At 54.8% G+C, this 14,471-nt stretch carries 16 protein-coding genes and 1 other annotated feature; of the genes, 11 read left to right on the top strand and 5 right to left on the bottom strand.

All coding sequences use genetic code 11. The annotated features are described in order from the left end of the window. Nucleotides 1-10 precede the first annotated feature (10 nt). The gene (trpR, locus tag ABIE02_RS10605) at nucleotides 11-337 is read left to right on the top strand and encodes a trp operon repressor (protein WP_032616423.1); all 327 of its coding nucleotides are present in this window, start codon (nucleotides 11-13) and stop codon (nucleotides 335-337) included. 75 nt (nucleotides 338-412) lie between these two features. On the opposite strand, the gene yjjX is transcribed toward trpR, so the two are convergent. After that, nucleotides 413-928: an inosine/xanthosine triphosphatase gene (gene yjjX, locus ABIE02_RS10600; RefSeq protein WP_032616510.1), complete on the bottom strand. Its 516-nt coding sequence runs from the start codon at nucleotides 926-928 to the stop codon at nucleotides 413-415. A 49-nt stretch (nucleotides 929-977) separates the two neighbouring features. On the opposite strand from yjjX, the gene gpmB reads away from it, so the two are divergent. Then, nucleotides 978-1,625: a 2,3-diphosphoglycerate-dependent phosphoglycerate mutase GpmB gene (gpmB, locus tag ABIE02_RS10595; protein WP_032616424.1), complete on the top strand. Its 648-nt coding sequence runs from the start codon at nucleotides 978-980 to the stop codon at nucleotides 1,623-1,625. On the opposite strand, the gene robA is transcribed toward gpmB, so the two are convergent. Continuing rightward, nucleotides 1,622-2,491: an MDR efflux pump AcrAB transcriptional activator RobA gene (gene robA, locus ABIE02_RS10590; protein WP_032616425.1), complete on the bottom strand. Its 870-nt coding sequence runs from the start codon at nucleotides 2,489-2,491 to the stop codon at nucleotides 1,622-1,624. The genes gpmB and robA overlap by 4 nt on opposite strands. A gap of 213 nt (nucleotides 2,492-2,704) precedes the next feature. Here robA and creA point away from each other — a divergent pair, with 213 nt between their 5' ends. Then, complete coding sequence (gene creA, locus ABIE02_RS10585) at nucleotides 2,705-3,175, top strand: protein CreA (RefSeq protein ID WP_032616426.1); 471 nt, start codon at nucleotides 2,705-2,707, stop codon at nucleotides 3,173-3,175. 54 nt (nucleotides 3,176-3,229) lie between these two features. Here the strand turns inward: creA and arcA are convergent, their stop codons facing one another. Further along, nucleotides 3,230-3,946, bottom strand: coding sequence for a two-component system response regulator ArcA (arcA, locus tag ABIE02_RS10580; RefSeq protein WP_032616427.1), 717 nt, complete (start codon nucleotides 3,944-3,946; stop codon nucleotides 3,230-3,232). Between the two features lie 95 nt (nucleotides 3,947-4,041). Between arcA and yjjY the strand changes: the two genes are divergently transcribed. The 7 genes from yjjY (at nucleotide 4,042) to ABIE02_RS10545 (ending at nucleotide 10,854) form a co-directional block, all read left to right on the top strand. After that, nucleotides 4,042-4,182 (top strand): protein YjjY, encoded by a 141-nt coding sequence (gene yjjY / locus ABIE02_RS10575; protein WP_001541509.1) that lies wholly within the window; start codon nucleotides 4,042-4,044, stop codon nucleotides 4,180-4,182. 399 nt (nucleotides 4,183-4,581) lie between these two features. After that, the gene (locus ABIE02_RS10570) at nucleotides 4,582-5,268 is read left to right on the top strand and encodes a tRNA/rRNA methyltransferase (protein ID WP_032616428.1); all 687 of its coding nucleotides are present in this window, start codon (nucleotides 4,582-4,584) and stop codon (nucleotides 5,266-5,268) included. A gap of 212 nt (nucleotides 5,269-5,480) precedes the next feature. Further along, on the top strand, nucleotides 5,481-5,549 hold the full coding sequence (gene thrL / locus ABIE02_RS10565) for a thr operon leader peptide (protein WP_103181027.1): 69 nt from the start codon (nucleotides 5,481-5,483) through the stop codon (nucleotides 5,547-5,549). Continuing rightward, nucleotides 5,488-5,605, top strand: a sequence feature (Thr leader region). Its footprint overlaps the gene before it by 62 nt. Nucleotides 5,606-5,630: 25 nt before the next feature. Further along, on the top strand, nucleotides 5,631-8,093 hold the full coding sequence (gene thrA, locus ABIE02_RS10560) for a bifunctional aspartate kinase/homoserine dehydrogenase I (RefSeq protein WP_032616429.1): 2,463 nt from the start codon (nucleotides 5,631-5,633) through the stop codon (nucleotides 8,091-8,093). Nucleotide 8,094: 1 nt separating this feature from the next. Beyond that, the gene (gene thrB, locus ABIE02_RS10555) at nucleotides 8,095-9,024 is read left to right on the top strand and encodes a homoserine kinase (RefSeq protein ID WP_077227122.1); all 930 of its coding nucleotides are present in this window, start codon (nucleotides 8,095-8,097) and stop codon (nucleotides 9,022-9,024) included. 3 nt (nucleotides 9,025-9,027) lie between these two features. Then, the gene (gene thrC, locus ABIE02_RS10550; RefSeq protein WP_032616431.1) at nucleotides 9,028-10,314 is read left to right on the top strand and encodes a threonine synthase; all 1,287 of its coding nucleotides are present in this window, start codon (nucleotides 9,028-9,030) and stop codon (nucleotides 10,312-10,314) included. 252 nt (nucleotides 10,315-10,566) lie between these two features. Then, complete coding sequence (locus tag ABIE02_RS10545) at nucleotides 10,567-10,854, top strand: DUF2502 domain-containing protein (protein ID WP_032616432.1); 288 nt, start codon at nucleotides 10,567-10,569, stop codon at nucleotides 10,852-10,854. A gap of 30 nt (nucleotides 10,855-10,884) precedes the next feature. Here the strand turns inward: ABIE02_RS10545 and yaaA are convergent, their stop codons facing one another. Together yaaA and ABIE02_RS10535 are read right to left on the bottom strand one after the other, a co-directional pair. Next, nucleotides 10,885-11,658: a peroxide stress protein YaaA gene (yaaA, locus tag ABIE02_RS10540; protein WP_032616433.1), complete on the bottom strand. Its 774-nt coding sequence runs from the start codon at nucleotides 11,656-11,658 to the stop codon at nucleotides 10,885-10,887. Between the two features lie 66 nt (nucleotides 11,659-11,724). After that, nucleotides 11,725-13,155, bottom strand: coding sequence for an alanine/glycine:cation symporter family protein (locus ABIE02_RS10535; RefSeq protein WP_032616434.1), 1,431 nt, complete (start codon nucleotides 13,153-13,155; stop codon nucleotides 11,725-11,727). 261 nt (nucleotides 13,156-13,416) lie between these two features. Between ABIE02_RS10535 and tal the strand changes: the two genes are divergently transcribed. Beyond that, nucleotides 13,417-14,370 carry a transaldolase gene (tal, locus tag ABIE02_RS10530; RefSeq protein WP_032616436.1) on the top strand — a complete coding sequence of 318 codons (954 nt, stop codon included), beginning with the start codon at nucleotides 13,417-13,419 and terminating at the stop codon, nucleotides 14,368-14,370. Nucleotides 14,371-14,471 lie beyond the last annotated feature (101 nt).

Raw genomic sequence — 14,471 nt, 5'->3', positions numbered from 1 at the left:
GCGGCATAACATGACCCAGCATTCCCCTTATTCATCGGCTATGGCCGAACAACGTCATCAGGAGTGGCTTCGTTTTGTGGAGCTGCTTCGCCAGTCTTATGAACAGGATCTGCATTTGCCGCTGCTGCAGCTGATGCTCACGCCCGACGAGCGCGAGGCGCTGGGCACGCGGGTGCGGATTATCGAGGAGTTGCTGCGCGGCGAGATGAGCCAGCGCGAGCTGAAAAGCGAGCTGGGGGCGGGGATCGCCACCATCACTCGCGGATCGAACAGCCTGAAATCAGCGCCGGTTGAACTGCGCCAGTGGCTTGAAAATATCCTGTTGAAAAACGCCTGATGGCGCTGCGCTTATCAGGCCTGCAACTGACAGTGTTTACCCCAGGCCGGATAAGGTGAAGCCGCCATCCGGCAATTAGCGGTAAATGGCGTTATGAAACGGACTTAACGCCAGAATCACCGCCTGGTGGTAAACGCTTGAACGCGTCAGCGCCCCGGCGGTAAAGACCCCAATCGCCCCCTCTTTACGGCCAATCTCATCAATGCCCGTGTAGTGTGACATCACCGGGCCGAGGGCTTCGCCTTCGCGCACTTTATCCAGAATGACCTCCGGCAGTGGCAGGGTGGCAGAACGCGCTTCGCCGCGCTGTTCGCGGCTCTCGATAACCACCCAGCTAAAGGTCGCGCCTTCGTCAATTCCCGCTTCAATCGCCACCCAAAAATCCGCGTCAGGACGGGCTGCACGGGCGTTAGCCACGCGGTTTCGGGCGCCAGCCCGTGTTTCTTCGCTGCCGAATGGCTGTTCCGGGACGCCGCTCTCGACGTTGACGGACTCAATGTGGCAGGATCCTTCGCCGTAAATCTCGTCAAATGCCCTTAGAATTGCCTGAATTTTGGCAGGATTAGTGGTAGCAGAGATAACCTGGTGCATAATTAAGCCTAACTCTAAAAATATCATCGCAGTATAACGGAAAAAAAGTATGTTACAGGTATACCTTGTTCGCCACGGTGAAACGCAGTGGAACGCCGAGCGACGTATTCAAGGCCAGTCAGACAGTCCACTTACTGCCAAGGGCGAGGAACAGGCCCGTCAGGTTGGCGAACGCGCCAGAACGCTGGGCATCACCCATATCATCGCCAGCGATTTAGGTCGTACGCGACGCACAGCAGAGATTATCGCCCAGGCCTGCGGCTGCGATGTCACTGTGGACGCCCGCCTGCGCGAGCTGGATATGGGAGTGCTGGAAAAGCGTCTTATCGATACCCTGACCGAAGAAGAAGAAGCATGGCGTCGCACGCTGGTTAATGGCACCGAAGCGGGCCGTATCCCGGAAGGCGAATCCATGCTGGAGTTGAGCGAGCGTATGCACGCGGCGCTGGCGGCCTGTCTGGATCTGCCTGAGGGGAGTCGACCGCTGCTGGTGAGTCACGGTATGGCGTTAGGTTGCCTGGTCAGTACCATCCTCGGTCTGCCAGCATGGGCTGAGCGTCGCCTGCGTCTGCGCAACTGCTCGCTTTCCCGCATTGATTATCAGCAGAGTCCGTGGCTGGCATCAGGCTGGATTGTGGAGATGGCAGGGGACATTTCGCATCTCGATGCCCCTGCATTAGATGAGCTACAGCGTTAACGGCGTACGGGAATCAGGTATTCGCAGCGCAAATCAATTGGGCGTTCGTCCGGTTTAACATCCGTTGACGGATAGTAACGCTCAATATCCTGCCCCTTTCTGCGGTTCAGGTTCAGCATCGGCATGCAGGTACCGTATACCGTCATGATAAAATCCTGTACCCCGGTGCCCAGCCCTTCATAGGTGAACATCACGTATTCGCCGCCTTCGACCACCACCGGCTTCGAACCCTGGATATAGCCGTTGGCCATCTCAGGCGTTAATGCCGTGGTGTAGAAGACCTCCTGCTCGTCATCTTTTTCCAGACTTGGACGCGTCTCGTTCAGGCCATACAGCAACGGCGGAATAGCCGGTGCGTGGCTGAGGAAATCACGCCAGAACTGGACACGCATCTGGTGACGGAATTCGGAGATCTGCTCCAGCGAGCAGGAGTAACTTTGGGTGGTGCCGACCAGATGTGTCTCCGGCAGGGTAACCATCTCGTGCTTCGGCATCTCGAATTCGCCCAGACGCAGGGGCGGGCGCATCCCGAACGAACTCCAGTCTGGCGAGCGGCGATAGAGCGCAGGGGTCAATGAGAACTGTTTTTTAAACGCACGGGTAAAGGTCTGCTGCGAATCAAAGCGATACTGTAATGCGATATCCAGAATCGGACGCGCAGTCAGGCGAAGCGCCACAGCGGATTTGGAAAGACGACGCGCGCGGATATAGGCGCCGATGGCATGACCGGTGACATCCTTGAACATCCGTTGTAAATGCCACTTAGAATATCCCGCTTTTGCCGCCACGTTGTCGAGTGACAAAGGCTGGTCCAGATGGCCTTCCAGCCAGGTAAGAAGATCGCGAATAATTCCAGCCTGATCCATATACTATCCTCATCCTTAATACAGCAGAGACCCTGCTAAACAGGTTAGCGGATAATAGCATTTTTTGATGTTTTAGCATTCAGTGTTTTTTTTGCGCTTAAATGCGCTTTGCCCGGCATTGCGCCGGAATATATTCTAATCCTGTGATCTTGCTACGCTTTTCACATGATTGTTGAATAATGACTCAGTGTAATATTTAAATATGGTAACAATATGAAATACAAGACATTGATCCTCACAACGCTGCTGTTTTTAGCCGGTAATGCGGCGCAGGCAGAAGAAATTGGTTCCGTTGATACCGTATTTAAGGTTTTCGGGCCAGACCATAAAATCGTTGTTGAAGCTTTTGACGATCCCGATGTGAAAAACGTGACCTGCTATATCAGCCGGGCGAAAACCGGCGGGATTAAAGGCGGGCTGGGGCTGGCGGAAGACACCTCCGATGCGGCCATTTCCTGCCAGCAGGTGGGGCCGGTTGAATTGAGCGATAAGATCAAAAACGGCAAGTCGCAGGGCGAAGTCGTGTTCCAGAAGCGCACCTCGCTGGTGTTCAAAAAACTTCAGGTCGTGCGTTTCTATGATGCGAAGCGTAACGCGCTGGCATACCTGGCCTACTCGGATAAGGTGGTGGAAGGGTCGCCAAAGAATGCGCTCAGCGCCGTACCGATTATGCCGTGGCATTAAAAAGGCATAAAAAAAACGGCGCAAATGCGCCGTTTTTAATTGCTGACGTGAGGATTACTCCTGCAGGTCGCCGCAGAAACGATAGCCTTCACCGTGGATGGTGGCGATGATTTCTGGGGTGTCCGGTGTGGATTCGAAGTGTTTACGAATACGACGGATGGTTACGTCAACGGTACGGTCGTGCGGCTTCAGCTCACGGCCGGTCATTTTTTTCAGCAGTTCTGCACGGGACTGGATCTTGCCCGGGTTTTCGCAGAAGTGCAGCATGGCGCGGAATTCACTGCGCGGCAGTTTGTACTGGTCGCCCTGGGGGCTTACCAGTGAACGGCTATTAATATCAAGTTCCCAGCCGTTGAATTTGTAGCTATCTACGCTACGACGCTCTTCGCTGACGGTGCCCAGGTTCATGGTACGGGACAGCAGATTGCGTGCACGAATGGTTAACTCGCGTGGGTTAAACGGTTTGGTGATATAGTCATCCGCACCGATTTCCAGGCCAAGAATTTTATCAACTTCATTGTCGCGGCCAGTCAGGAACATTAACGCAACGTTCGCCTGCTCACGCAGCTCGCGCGCCAGCAGAAGGCCGTTTTTACCCGGCAGGTTAATGTCCATGATGACCAGGTTGATATCATTTTCAGAAAGGATCTGATGCATCTCTGCGCCATCGGTCGCTTCAAAGACATCGTAGCCTTCTGCTTCGAAAATGCTCTTTAACGTGTTGCGTGTTACCAACTCGTCTTCAACGATAAGAATGTGCGGGGTCTGCATGTTTGCTACCTAAATTGCCAACTAAATCGAAACAGGAAGTACAAAAGTCCCTGACCTGCCTGATACATGCCATAAATTAACATGACCGGCGTAACGTGACTAAAGTACGTAATTGCGTTCTTGATGCACTTTCCATCAACGTCAACAACATCATTAGCTTGGTCGTGGGTACTTTCCCTCTGGACCCGACAGTGTCAAAAACGGCTGTCATCCTAACCATTTTAACAGCAACATAACAGGTTAAGAGGCACCGGACACCCAATAAAACTACGCTTCGTTGACATATATCAAATTCAATTGTAGCACGTTAACAGTTTGATGAAATCATCGTAGCGGATTGCTAGCTTTTGTCACATTTTTTCAATAAACCAACCAGTTGCGTTCATTGATTAATAAACAGGGTGAATCCAATGTCAATAACCAACACAAGAAAGCATTATCATTATTAAACATAGGGATAAGTGCTATTCTTTAACATTATCGCGTAAAGTTCATGCATGAAATAGTTTAGTAATTTTAATTTGTACTGAAACACGATTTCGGTGATTTGTGTTGCAATTTTGTAAATTCGCGCCGCGTAATATGATGATGTCCATCACATTATTTGCGGCTAACTGCCTAAAAAGAGAGCATAAATGCATTTGTCAATTGTACTGGTATCCCCCGCAAGAGCAGAAAACATCGGTGCCGCCGCACGTGCCATGAAGACCATGGGGTTTACTGATTTACGTATCGTTGCCAGTGACGCACATAACGATCCGGCGGCGCGGCGTGTGGCCCATGGATCGGGAGATATTCTCGATAATTTAACCACTTACGAAACGCTCGCGGACGCGCTGCACGACATTTCTTTTACGGTCGCGACCACTGCACGCGGTCGTTCGAAATTCCATTACTACGCCACGCCAGCGGAACTGGTGCCGCTAATGGCTGAGAAAAGTCAGTGGTTGCCGAAGATGGCGCTGGTATTTGGCCGCGAAGATTCCGGCCTGACTAACGATGAACTCGCCCTGGCAGATGTGTTGACCGGCGTGCCGATGGTGGCGGATTACCCGTCGCTGAATTTAGGCCAGGCAGTCATGGTGTATTGCTATCAATTAGCCTCTCTGATGCAAATGCCGGCTGCCCCGGTGGCGGAAGTTGATGAAAACCAGCTTGCCGCTTTACGTGCGCGCACCGATCGTCTGCTGACCGCGTTGAATGTTGCTGACGATCAAAAAATGGCGGAGTGGCTACAGCAGCGGCTGGGTCTGTTAGCTCAGCGAGACACGGCGATGTTGCACCGATTACTGCACGATATCGAAAAAAAGCTGGCAGAGTAAACGTCTGTCATAAATTTTTATTATGGTTAAATATTCCAGAATAGAGGTTGCATACGGCCCGATCCGAGAAGAAATAAAATCTCAGGCAGCAAGACGTCACAGGGCCGGGAAAGCCGCTTAAATGAGAAATTCGTTGACTTAGCGGCACGTATGCTTTAACCAATAGAGGTAGACAGCACAGACAGATAATAATGACAGAGTACACAACATCCATGAAACGCATCAGCATCACCACCATTACCACAACCATCATCATTACCACAGGTAACGGTGCGGGCTGACGCGTACAGGAAAGAAAGAAAAAAGCCCGCACCTGAACAGTGCGGGCTTTTTTTTCGGCTAAAGATCACGAGGTAACAACCATGCGAGTGTTGAAGTTCGGCGGTACATCAGTGGCAAATGCAGAACGATTTCTGCGTGTTGCCGACATCCTGGAGAGCAATGCCAGGCAGGGGCAGGTGGCGACGGTACTCTCTGCCCCGGCTAAAATTACCAACCATCTGGTGGCAATGATTGAAAAAACCATCGGGGGGCAGGATGCACTGGTGAACATCAGCGACGCAGAGCAGATCTTCGCTAACCTGCTGCAGGGCCTGGCGGACGCCCAACCCGGCTTTCCGCATGCTCAGTTGAAGGCTTTTGTTGAGCAAGAATTTGCCCAGATTAAACACGTTTTGCATGGTATCAGTCTGTTGGGGCAGTGCCCGGACAGCATTAACGCGGCACTGATCTGCCGCGGTGAAAAACTCTCTATCGCCATTATGGCGGGTCTGCTGGAAGCTCGTGGCCATAACGTCACGGTGATCGATCCTGTCGAAAAACTGCTCGCTGTTGGTCATTACCTCGAATCCACCGTAGATATTGCCGAATCTACCCGCCGCATTGCCGCAAGCAAAATCCCTGCTGATCATATGATCCTGATGGCGGGTTTCACCGCCGGGAATGAAAAAGGGGAGCTGGTGGTGCTGGGCCGTAACGGCTCTGACTACTCTGCCGCCGTACTGGCCGCCTGTTTGCGTGCCGACTGTTGCGAGATCTGGACTGACGTGGACGGTGTGTATACCTGTGACCCGCGTCAGGTGCCGGATGCCCGCCTGCTGAAGTCGATGTCGTATCAGGAGGCGATGGAGCTTTCCTACTTCGGCGCCAAAGTGCTTCACCCGCGTACCATTGCCCCTATCGCCCAGTTCCAGATCCCATGCCTGATTAAAAACACCGGCAATCCACAGGCGCCAGGCACGCTGATTGGGGCCAGCAACGACGACGATGGCCTGCCGGTTAAAGGTATCTCTAACCTCAACAACATGGCGATGTTCAACGTCTCTGGTCCGGGGATGAAAGGCATGGTGGGCATGGCGGCACGCGTGTTCGCGGCCATGTCGCGCAACGGCATTTCCGTGGTGCTGATCACCCAGTCCTCTTCCGAATACAGCATCAGCTTCTGCGTACCGCAGGTGGACTGCCTGCGCGCCCGCCGGGCGCTGGAGGAGGAGTTCTACCTCGAGCTGAAAGAAGAGTTGCTGGAGCCGATGGCCATCCAGGAGCATCTGGCGATTATCTCTGTCGTCGGTGATGGCATGCGCACCCTGCGCGGTATCTCCGCGAAATTCTTTGCCGCGCTGGCGCGGGCAAACATCAATATTGTTGCCATTGCCCAGGGGTCTTCCGAGCGTTCCATCTCCGTGGTGGTGAATAACGACGATGCCACTACTGGCGTGCGCGTGACCCATCAGATGCTGTTCAATACCGATCAGGTGATTGAAGTGTTCCTGATTGGCGTGGGCGGTGTGGGTGGTGCATTACTGGAGCAGCTTAAGCGTCAACAGGAGTGGCTCAAGAAAAAGCATATCGATCTGCGTGTCTGCGGCATCGCAAACTCCAAAGCGCTGCTGACCAACGTCCACGGGCTGAACCTGGAGAACTGGCAGTCAGAGCTGGCAGAAGCAAAAGAGCCGTTTAATCTGGGCCGCCTGATCCGTCTGGTGAAAGAGTACCATCTGTTGAACCCGGTGATTGTTGACTGTACTTCGCACCAGGCGGTGGCCGATCAGTACGCAGACTTCCTGCGCGAAGGCTTCCACGTGGTGACGCCGAATAAAAAGGCCAACACATCGTCGATGGATTACTACCATCAGATGCGCCACGCAGCGGCGAAATCTCGCCGTAAGTTCCTCTACGACACCAACGTTGGCGCAGGGCTGCCGGTTATCGAAAACCTGCAAAACCTGCTCAATGCCGGTGATGAACTACAGCGTTTCTCCGGGATCCTGTCCGGCTCGCTCTCCTTTATCTTCGGCAAACTCGACGAAGGCATGAGCCTGTCGGAAGCGACCAAAGTGGCGCGCGAACTGGGCTACACCGAGCCAGATCCGCGTGATGACCTTTCGGGCACCGACGTAGCGCGCAAGCTGCTGATCCTTGCCCGTGAAACGGGACGTGAGCTGGAGTTGTCGGATATCGTGATCGAACCGGTTCTGCCGGAAAGTTTTGATGACTCCGGCGATGTGGCGACCTTTATGTCCAGGCTGCCGCAGCTGGACGATGCCTTCGCCGCGCGCGTTGCAAAAGCCCGTGATGAAGGGAAAGTATTGCGCTATGTTGGCAACATCGAAGAAGACGGCGTTTGCCGGGTGAAGATGGCGGCAGTAGACGGTAACGATCCGCTGTACAAAGTGAAAAATGGCGAAAACGCCCTCGCGTTTTACAGCCACTATTATCAGCCACTGCCGTTGGTCCTTCGCGGCTATGGCGCAGGAAACGATGTGACGGCGGCGGGCGTCTTTGCTGATCTGCTGCGTACCCTGTCATGGAAGTTAGGAGTTTAACATGGTCAAAGTTTATGCCCCGGCTTCCAGCGCCAATATGAGCGTCGGGTTTGATGTGCTGGGTGCGGCGGTGACGCCGGTGGATGGTTCATCGCTGGGGGATACGGTCACGGTAGAGGCCGCAGACAGTTTTAGCCTGAGCAACGTCGGGCGTTTCGCCAGCAAGCTGCCGACCGATCCGCGTGAGAATATCGTTTATCAGTGCTGGGAGCGTTTCTGTCAGGAGATCGGTAAAAACGTGCCGGTCGCAATGACCCTGGAAAAGAGTATGCCGATCGGCTCCGGGCTGGGATCGAGCGCCTGTTCGGTCGTGGCCGCGCTGGTAGCGATGAACGAACACTGCGGCAAGCCGCTGAATAATACCCGCCTGCTGGCCCTGATGGGTGAGCTGGAAGGGCGCATCTCCGGCAGTATTCATTACGATAACGTCGCCCCCTGTTTCCTGGGCGGCATGCAGCTGATGATCGAAGAGAACGGCATCATTAGCCAGCAGGTGCCAGGCTTTGACGAGTGGTTGTGGGTGCTGGCCTATCCGGGCATCAAAGTGTCCACCGCGGAAGCGCGCGCCATTCTGCCAGCGCAGTACCGTCGTCAGGACTGCATTGCACACGGTCGTCATCTGGCGGGCTTTATTCACGCCTGTTACACCCGCCAGCCAGCTCTGGCTGCAAAACTGATGAAAGATGTTATTGCCGAACCATACCGCACCAAACTGCTGCCGGGCTTCAACGAAGCGCGCAGTGCGGCGCTGGATATCGGCGCCCTGGCCTGCGGCATTTCCGGTTCGGGTCCGACGCTGTTTGCCCTGTGCGACAAGCCGGATACGGCACAGCGGGTCGCTGAGTGGCTGGGAAAAAATTACCTGCAAAATCAGGAAGGCTTTGTTCATATTTGCCGTCTGGATACGGCCGGCGCACGAGTACTGGGATAAACGATGAAACTCTACAATCTTAAAGATCATAACGAGCAGGTGAGCTTTGCACAGGCCGTCACACAGGGCCTCGGCAAAAACCAGGGGCTGTTCTTCCCGCACGACCTGCCAGAATTTGGTCTGACCGAAATCGACGAGATGCTGAAACAGGATTTCGTCACCCGTAGCACCAAAATTCTCTCTGCCTTTATCGGGGATGAGATCCCGCAGGAACTGCTGGAAGAGCGCGTCCGCGCTGCCTTTGCTTTCCCGGCACCGGTAAGCCAGGTGGAGCCGGACGTCGGTTGCCTGGAGCTATTCCATGGCCCGACTCTGGCATTTAAAGACTTCGGCGGCCGCTTTATGGCGCAGATGCTGACTCACATCAGCGGCGATAAGCCGGTCACCATTCTGACCGCGACGTCCGGCGATACCGGCGCGGCGGTTGCGCATGCCTTCTATGGCCTGAAAAACGTGCGCGTGGTGATCCTCTATCCGCAGGGCAAAATCAGCCCGCTGCAGGAAAAACTGTTCTGTACCCTCGGGGGCAACATTGAGACTGTCGCCATCGACGGCGATTTCGATGCCTGTCAGGCGCTGGTTAAGCAGGCCTTCGACGACGAAGAGCTGAAGGTCGCGCTGGGTCTGAACTCCGCGAACTCCATCAACATTAGCCGCCTGCTGGCGCAGATTTGTTACTACTTCGAAGCGGTCGCTCAGCTGCCGCAGGAAGCGCGTAACCAGCTGGTGATCTCAGTGCCGAGCGGCAACTTTGGCGACCTGACTGCGGGCCTGCTGGCGAAGTCTCTCGGCCTGCCTGTGAAACGCTTTATCGCCGCCACCAACGCCAACGACACGGTGCCGCGTTTCCTGAAAGAGGGCAAGTGGACGCCAAACACCACGCAGGCCACTCTGTCCAACGCGATGGATGTGTCCCAGCCTAACAACTGGCCGCGTGTGGAAGAGCTGTTCCGCCGTAAAATCTGGCGTCTCAATGAGCTGGGTTATGCTGCGGTGACTGACGACACCACCAAAGAGACCATGCGCGAGCTGAAGCAGGTGGGCTACACCTCCGAGCCGCACGCGGCGGTGGCGTATCGCGCCCTGCGCGATCAACTGAACCCGGGCGAGTACGGCCTGTTCCTCGGCACGGCCCATCCGGCGAAGTTTAAAGAAAGCGTGGACGCGATCCTCGGTGAGTCGCTGCCGCTGCCGAAAGAGCTGGCCGAGCGTGCCGATCTGCCGCTGCTATCGCACAACCTCCCGGCTGATTTTGCGGCGCTGCGTAAGTTGATGATGACGCGCGGGTAAGCCTGTTTGTTGCCGGGTAGCGCTGCGCATACCCGGCTAACCCAAGTACCGTGTTTGAGGCCGGGTAAGGCGAAGCCGCCATCCGGCTTTTTTTATGGAGAAATTAAGGAGAAAAATAGCAGGGAAAAAGCAGAAATTCCCAATAAATGCGGTAACTTACAGAATAGGATTGCAGAGAATAACATCCTTCCCGCCCCTCACGTAATCTCCTCACATCGGCCCATAACGGGCAAGATCAATAAGGAGTAACCTATGTCTACACTGAAACCTGTGCTTATCGCACTTTCGCTGATGCTGGTGGCTCCGATGGCGGCTCAGGCCTCTGAAATCACGCTGTTACCGGCGGTTAAACTGCACATCGGCGATCAGGACAGGCAGGGACACTACTGGGATGGCGGCCGCTGGCGCGACCATGACTGGTGGAAGTCTCATTACGAGTGGCGTGACAATCGCTGGCATCCGCATGGCGAGCATCATGATAATCGCCATCACGATCGTCATGACGATCACCGTCCGGGACCGGACTGGAAACACCATTAAACTCACCCCGCCAGCTGGCGGGGTTTTGCATTACTGCTCGTGGCGCTTAAACACCAGTTCACCTTTCCCTGACGCTTCTTCGTCAAAGAAATAGTCGTCGCTGTTGAATGCGGTCAGCTGCTCTGGCTGCGTCAGGCGGTTTTCAATGATGTAACGGCTCATCAGCCCGCGCGCTTTTTTGGCGTAGAAGCTGATGACTTTAAACTTGCCGTTCTTCTCATCGAGGAACACCGGCTTGACGATCTCCGCGTTCAGCTTTTTCGGTTTGACCGATTTGTAGTACTCGTCCGACGCCAGGTTAATCAGGATATTGTCGCCCTGCGCCTTCAGCGCATCGTTCAGGGTGTCAGTGATGGTCTCGCCCCAGAACTGATACAGATCTTTGCCTTTTGCGTTCTCCAGACGGATCCCCATCTCCAGACGGTAAGGTTGCATCAGATCCAGCGGACGCAGCACACCGTACAGACCGGAGAGCATGCGTAAATGCTGCTGGGCAAAATCAAAGTCGGCTTCGCTAAATGTTTCTGCCTGCAGGCCGGTATAGACGTCACCTTTGAAGGCCAGAATTGCCTGGCGGGCGTTGGCCGGGGTGAAGTCCGGGTGCCAGTCGTGGAAACGAGTGGCATTAAGATCCGCCAGCTTATCGCTGATCCCCATCAGGCTGGCAATTTGCGGTGCCGAAAGTTTGCGTGCCTCGCGGATCAGCTGTTGCGAGTGATCCAGCAGTTCAGGCTGGGTATAACGCTCGGTGGCGAGGGCGCTCTGGTAGTCGAGCGTTTTAGCGGGTGAAATCAGAATCAGCATATCCAGTCCTTGCAGGAGATTTAGGGCGACTTTAACAAAAAAACCGCCTGTATTGATCGATGGCTGTTATTGACGCGGCAAATCATCCCAGGCGCCTGGCGCAAGTTGCGCTTCAATCTCGGGGTAACGCGCGACATCAAACACAGGCCGAACCCCCAGTTTTCGCTGACGCAGATAATCCCGCGCAATCAGGGTAACCACGGGGGAGAGGAGCAGGATTGCCGTCAGGTTGGTGATCGCCATCAGCGCCATAATAATATCTGCCAGTTGCCAGACCATCGGCAGGCTTAACAGGGAGCCGAGCAGCACCATCAGCACCGCGCCACCCCTTAACAGCCAGCGGGATTTGTGGGCATCAGCGTGCAAAAAGATCAGGTTGTTTTCAGCGTAGATGTAGTTCACCACGATGGAGCTAAAGGCGAACAACACGATAATAAAAGCCGCGAAATCGGCACCCCAGTCCCCGGTAAGATTGACCAGCGCCTGCTGCATCAGCTGCACGCCTGTGGTATTGGCCGGGAGGTCCACTGGGCCTGCCAGCAGCACAATCATCGCGCTGGCAGTACAGATGATAATGGTATCCACGAAGACGCCAATCATCTGCACGATCCCCTGGGAGGCCGGGTGAGGGGGCCAGGAGGCAGCAGCCGCGGCGGCATTCGGCGTTGACCCCAGGCCCGCTTCGTTGGAAAACATACCGCGCTGAAAACCAGCCGTCAGGGCCTGGCTCAGGGTATAGCCCAGCGCACCCGCGGCGGCTTCGTGCCAGCCAAAAGCACTTTTAACGATCAGCGTAAAGACGGCGGGCAGCTGGTCGGCATGCCAGGCGCAGACCAGCAGGCTGGCGCTTACCCACAGCAGGGCCATCACCGGTACCATCCATTGCATCAGCCGGGCAACGCCTTTTATACCGGTGATGATCACTCCCAGGGTGAACAGCGCCATCACGCTGCCGGTAACGATTTCCGGGCAGTCGAAGGCGAAACGCAGCGCGTGGGAGACTGAGTGGGCCTGAACGGTATTGAAAATCAGGCCGTAGGCGACGAGTAAAAAGAGCGAAAACAGCACACCCATCCAGCGCATGCCCAGGCCGCGGGCCATATACCAGGCCGGGCCACCGCGAAATTGTCCCTGTTTATCCGCTTCTTTATACAACTGGGCCAGCGAGCACTCGGCAAACGAGGTCGCCATGCCGATGAGGGCGGTCATCCACATCCAGAAGATGGCCCCCGGGCCGCCCGCCGAAATCGCCAGCGCGACCCCGGCTAAGTTACCGCTGCCCACCCGGGCCGCCAGGCTGGTACAGAGCGCCTGGAACGACGTTAGGCCTCCCGGCAGAGGGCTTAGGCTATTTTTCAGATTATTGTGCAGCTGGCGAAAGGCGCGAAACTGAATAAAACCGCAGCGAAAAGTGAACCAGATACCTGCCGCAAACAGCAGGTAAATCATCACCGAACCCCACAGAATTTCATTAATAAATGACAGAAAATCAGGCATTAACGTCCCTCTTGTTGATGCCAAAGTGCATAGGTAATCGCTTCCAGTGAGTGGGCAAACAGATTATGAGCAGGGTGGAGTTTTGCCAAGTTTATCACAGTATCTTTCAGCGCATTGTCTGCGGTTGCGCTGACCTTCCGTCGTGTTATCATCAGGGCAGACCGGTTACATCCCCCTAACAAGTAAACCTGTCATTTTTCCGTTTCTGGCCTTCAGCTGGTAACGCGAATTATCCAGGGCAAGTTAAAGAGAAACACTATCATGACGGATAAATTAACCTCCCTTCGTCAGTTCACGACTGTTGTCGCTGACACCGGAGATATCGCGGCAATGAAGTTGTACCAGCCGCAGGATGCCACAACGAACCCTTCTCTGATCCTTAACGCTGCACAGATCCCTGAATACCGCAAACTGATCGACGACGCCGTTGCCTGGGCGAAAACCCAGAGCAGCTCACGCGAGCAGCAGATTGTTGATGCCTCGGATAAACTGGCTGTTAACATTGGTCTGGAAATTCTGAAGCTGGTTCCGGGCCGTATCTCGACAGAAGTCGATGCACGTCTGTCTTACGACACCGAAGCGTCTATCGCGAAAGCCAAACGCCTGATCAAACTGTACAACGATGCTGGCATCAGCAACGACCGTATCCTGATCAAACTGGCCTCTACCTGGCAGGGCATCCGTGCTGCAGAGCAGCTGGAAAAAGAAGGCATCAACTGTAACCTGACCCTGCTGTTCTCCTTTGCCCAGGCGCGTGCTTGTGCAGAAGCGGGCGTGTTCCTGATCTCTCCGTTCGTGGGCCGTATTCTGGATTGGTACAAAGCCAATACCGATAAGAAAGAGTACGCAGCGTCTGAAGATCCGGGCGTGGTTTCCGTTACCGAAATCTACGAGTACTACAAACAGCACGGCTATGAAACTGTGGTGATGGGCGCAAGCTTCCGTAACGTTGGCGAAATCCTGGAACTGGCTGGCTGTGACCGTCTGACCATCGCACCTGCGCTGCTGAAAGAGCTGGCAGAAAGCGAAGGCGCGATCGAGCGTAAGCTGAGCTTCAGCGGCGAAGTGAAAGCCCGTCCAGAGCGTATCACTGAATCCGAATTCCTGTGGCAGCACAACCAGGATCCAATGGCCGTAGACAAACTGGCGGACGGTATCCGTAAGTTTGCTATCGACCAGGAAAAACTGGAAAAAATGATCGGCGAACTGCTGTAATCATTCCCGCGTGACCGGGCTTCCGGTCACGCGACTTCGCTTGCTCCCTGTCTGAATCCCCCGCCTGCGTGTATCATTCCCTCAATCTGTATTGTTTGAAT

Source organism: Leclercia sp. 1548, from assembly GCF_050435045.1.
GTDB lineage: Bacteria > Pseudomonadota > Gammaproteobacteria > Enterobacterales > Enterobacteriaceae > Enterobacter > Enterobacter adecarboxylatus.
The sequence above is the reverse complement of the archived record's forward strand: the minus strand, read 5'-3'. Positions and strand labels throughout refer to the sequence as shown.

Excerpts from the sequence above, each read along its gene's own strand:
- trpR (WP_032616423.1), top strand. The coding sequence starts at position 11 with ATGACCCAGCATTCCCCTTATTCATCGGCTATGGCCGAACAACGTCAT.
- yjjX (WP_032616510.1), bottom strand. The coding sequence starts at position 928 with ATGCACCAGGTTATCTCTGCTACCACTAATCCTGCCAAAATTCAGGCA.
- gpmB (WP_032616424.1), top strand. The coding sequence starts at position 978 with ATGTTACAGGTATACCTTGTTCGCCACGGTGAAACGCAGTGGAACGCC.
- robA (WP_032616425.1), bottom strand. The coding sequence starts at position 2,491 with ATGGATCAGGCTGGAATTATTCGCGATCTTCTTACCTGGCTGGAAGGC.
- creA (WP_032616426.1), top strand. The coding sequence starts at position 2,705 with ATGAAATACAAGACATTGATCCTCACAACGCTGCTGTTTTTAGCCGGT.
- arcA (WP_032616427.1), bottom strand. The coding sequence starts at position 3,946 with ATGCAGACCCCGCACATTCTTATCGTTGAAGACGAGTTGGTAACACGC.
- ABIE02_RS10570 (WP_032616428.1), top strand. The coding sequence starts at position 4,582 with ATGCATTTGTCAATTGTACTGGTATCCCCCGCAAGAGCAGAAAACATC.
- thrA (WP_032616429.1), top strand. The coding sequence starts at position 5,631 with ATGCGAGTGTTGAAGTTCGGCGGTACATCAGTGGCAAATGCAGAACGA.
- thrB (WP_077227122.1), top strand. The coding sequence starts at position 8,095 with ATGGTCAAAGTTTATGCCCCGGCTTCCAGCGCCAATATGAGCGTCGGG.
- thrC (WP_032616431.1), top strand. The coding sequence starts at position 9,028 with ATGAAACTCTACAATCTTAAAGATCATAACGAGCAGGTGAGCTTTGCA.
- ABIE02_RS10545 (WP_032616432.1), top strand. The coding sequence starts at position 10,567 with ATGTCTACACTGAAACCTGTGCTTATCGCACTTTCGCTGATGCTGGTG.
- yaaA (WP_032616433.1), bottom strand. The coding sequence starts at position 11,658 with ATGCTGATTCTGATTTCACCCGCTAAAACGCTCGACTACCAGAGCGCC.
- ABIE02_RS10535 (WP_032616434.1), bottom strand. The coding sequence starts at position 13,155 with ATGCCTGATTTTCTGTCATTTATTAATGAAATTCTGTGGGGTTCGGTG.
- tal (WP_032616436.1), top strand. The coding sequence starts at position 13,417 with ATGACGGATAAATTAACCTCCCTTCGTCAGTTCACGACTGTTGTCGCT.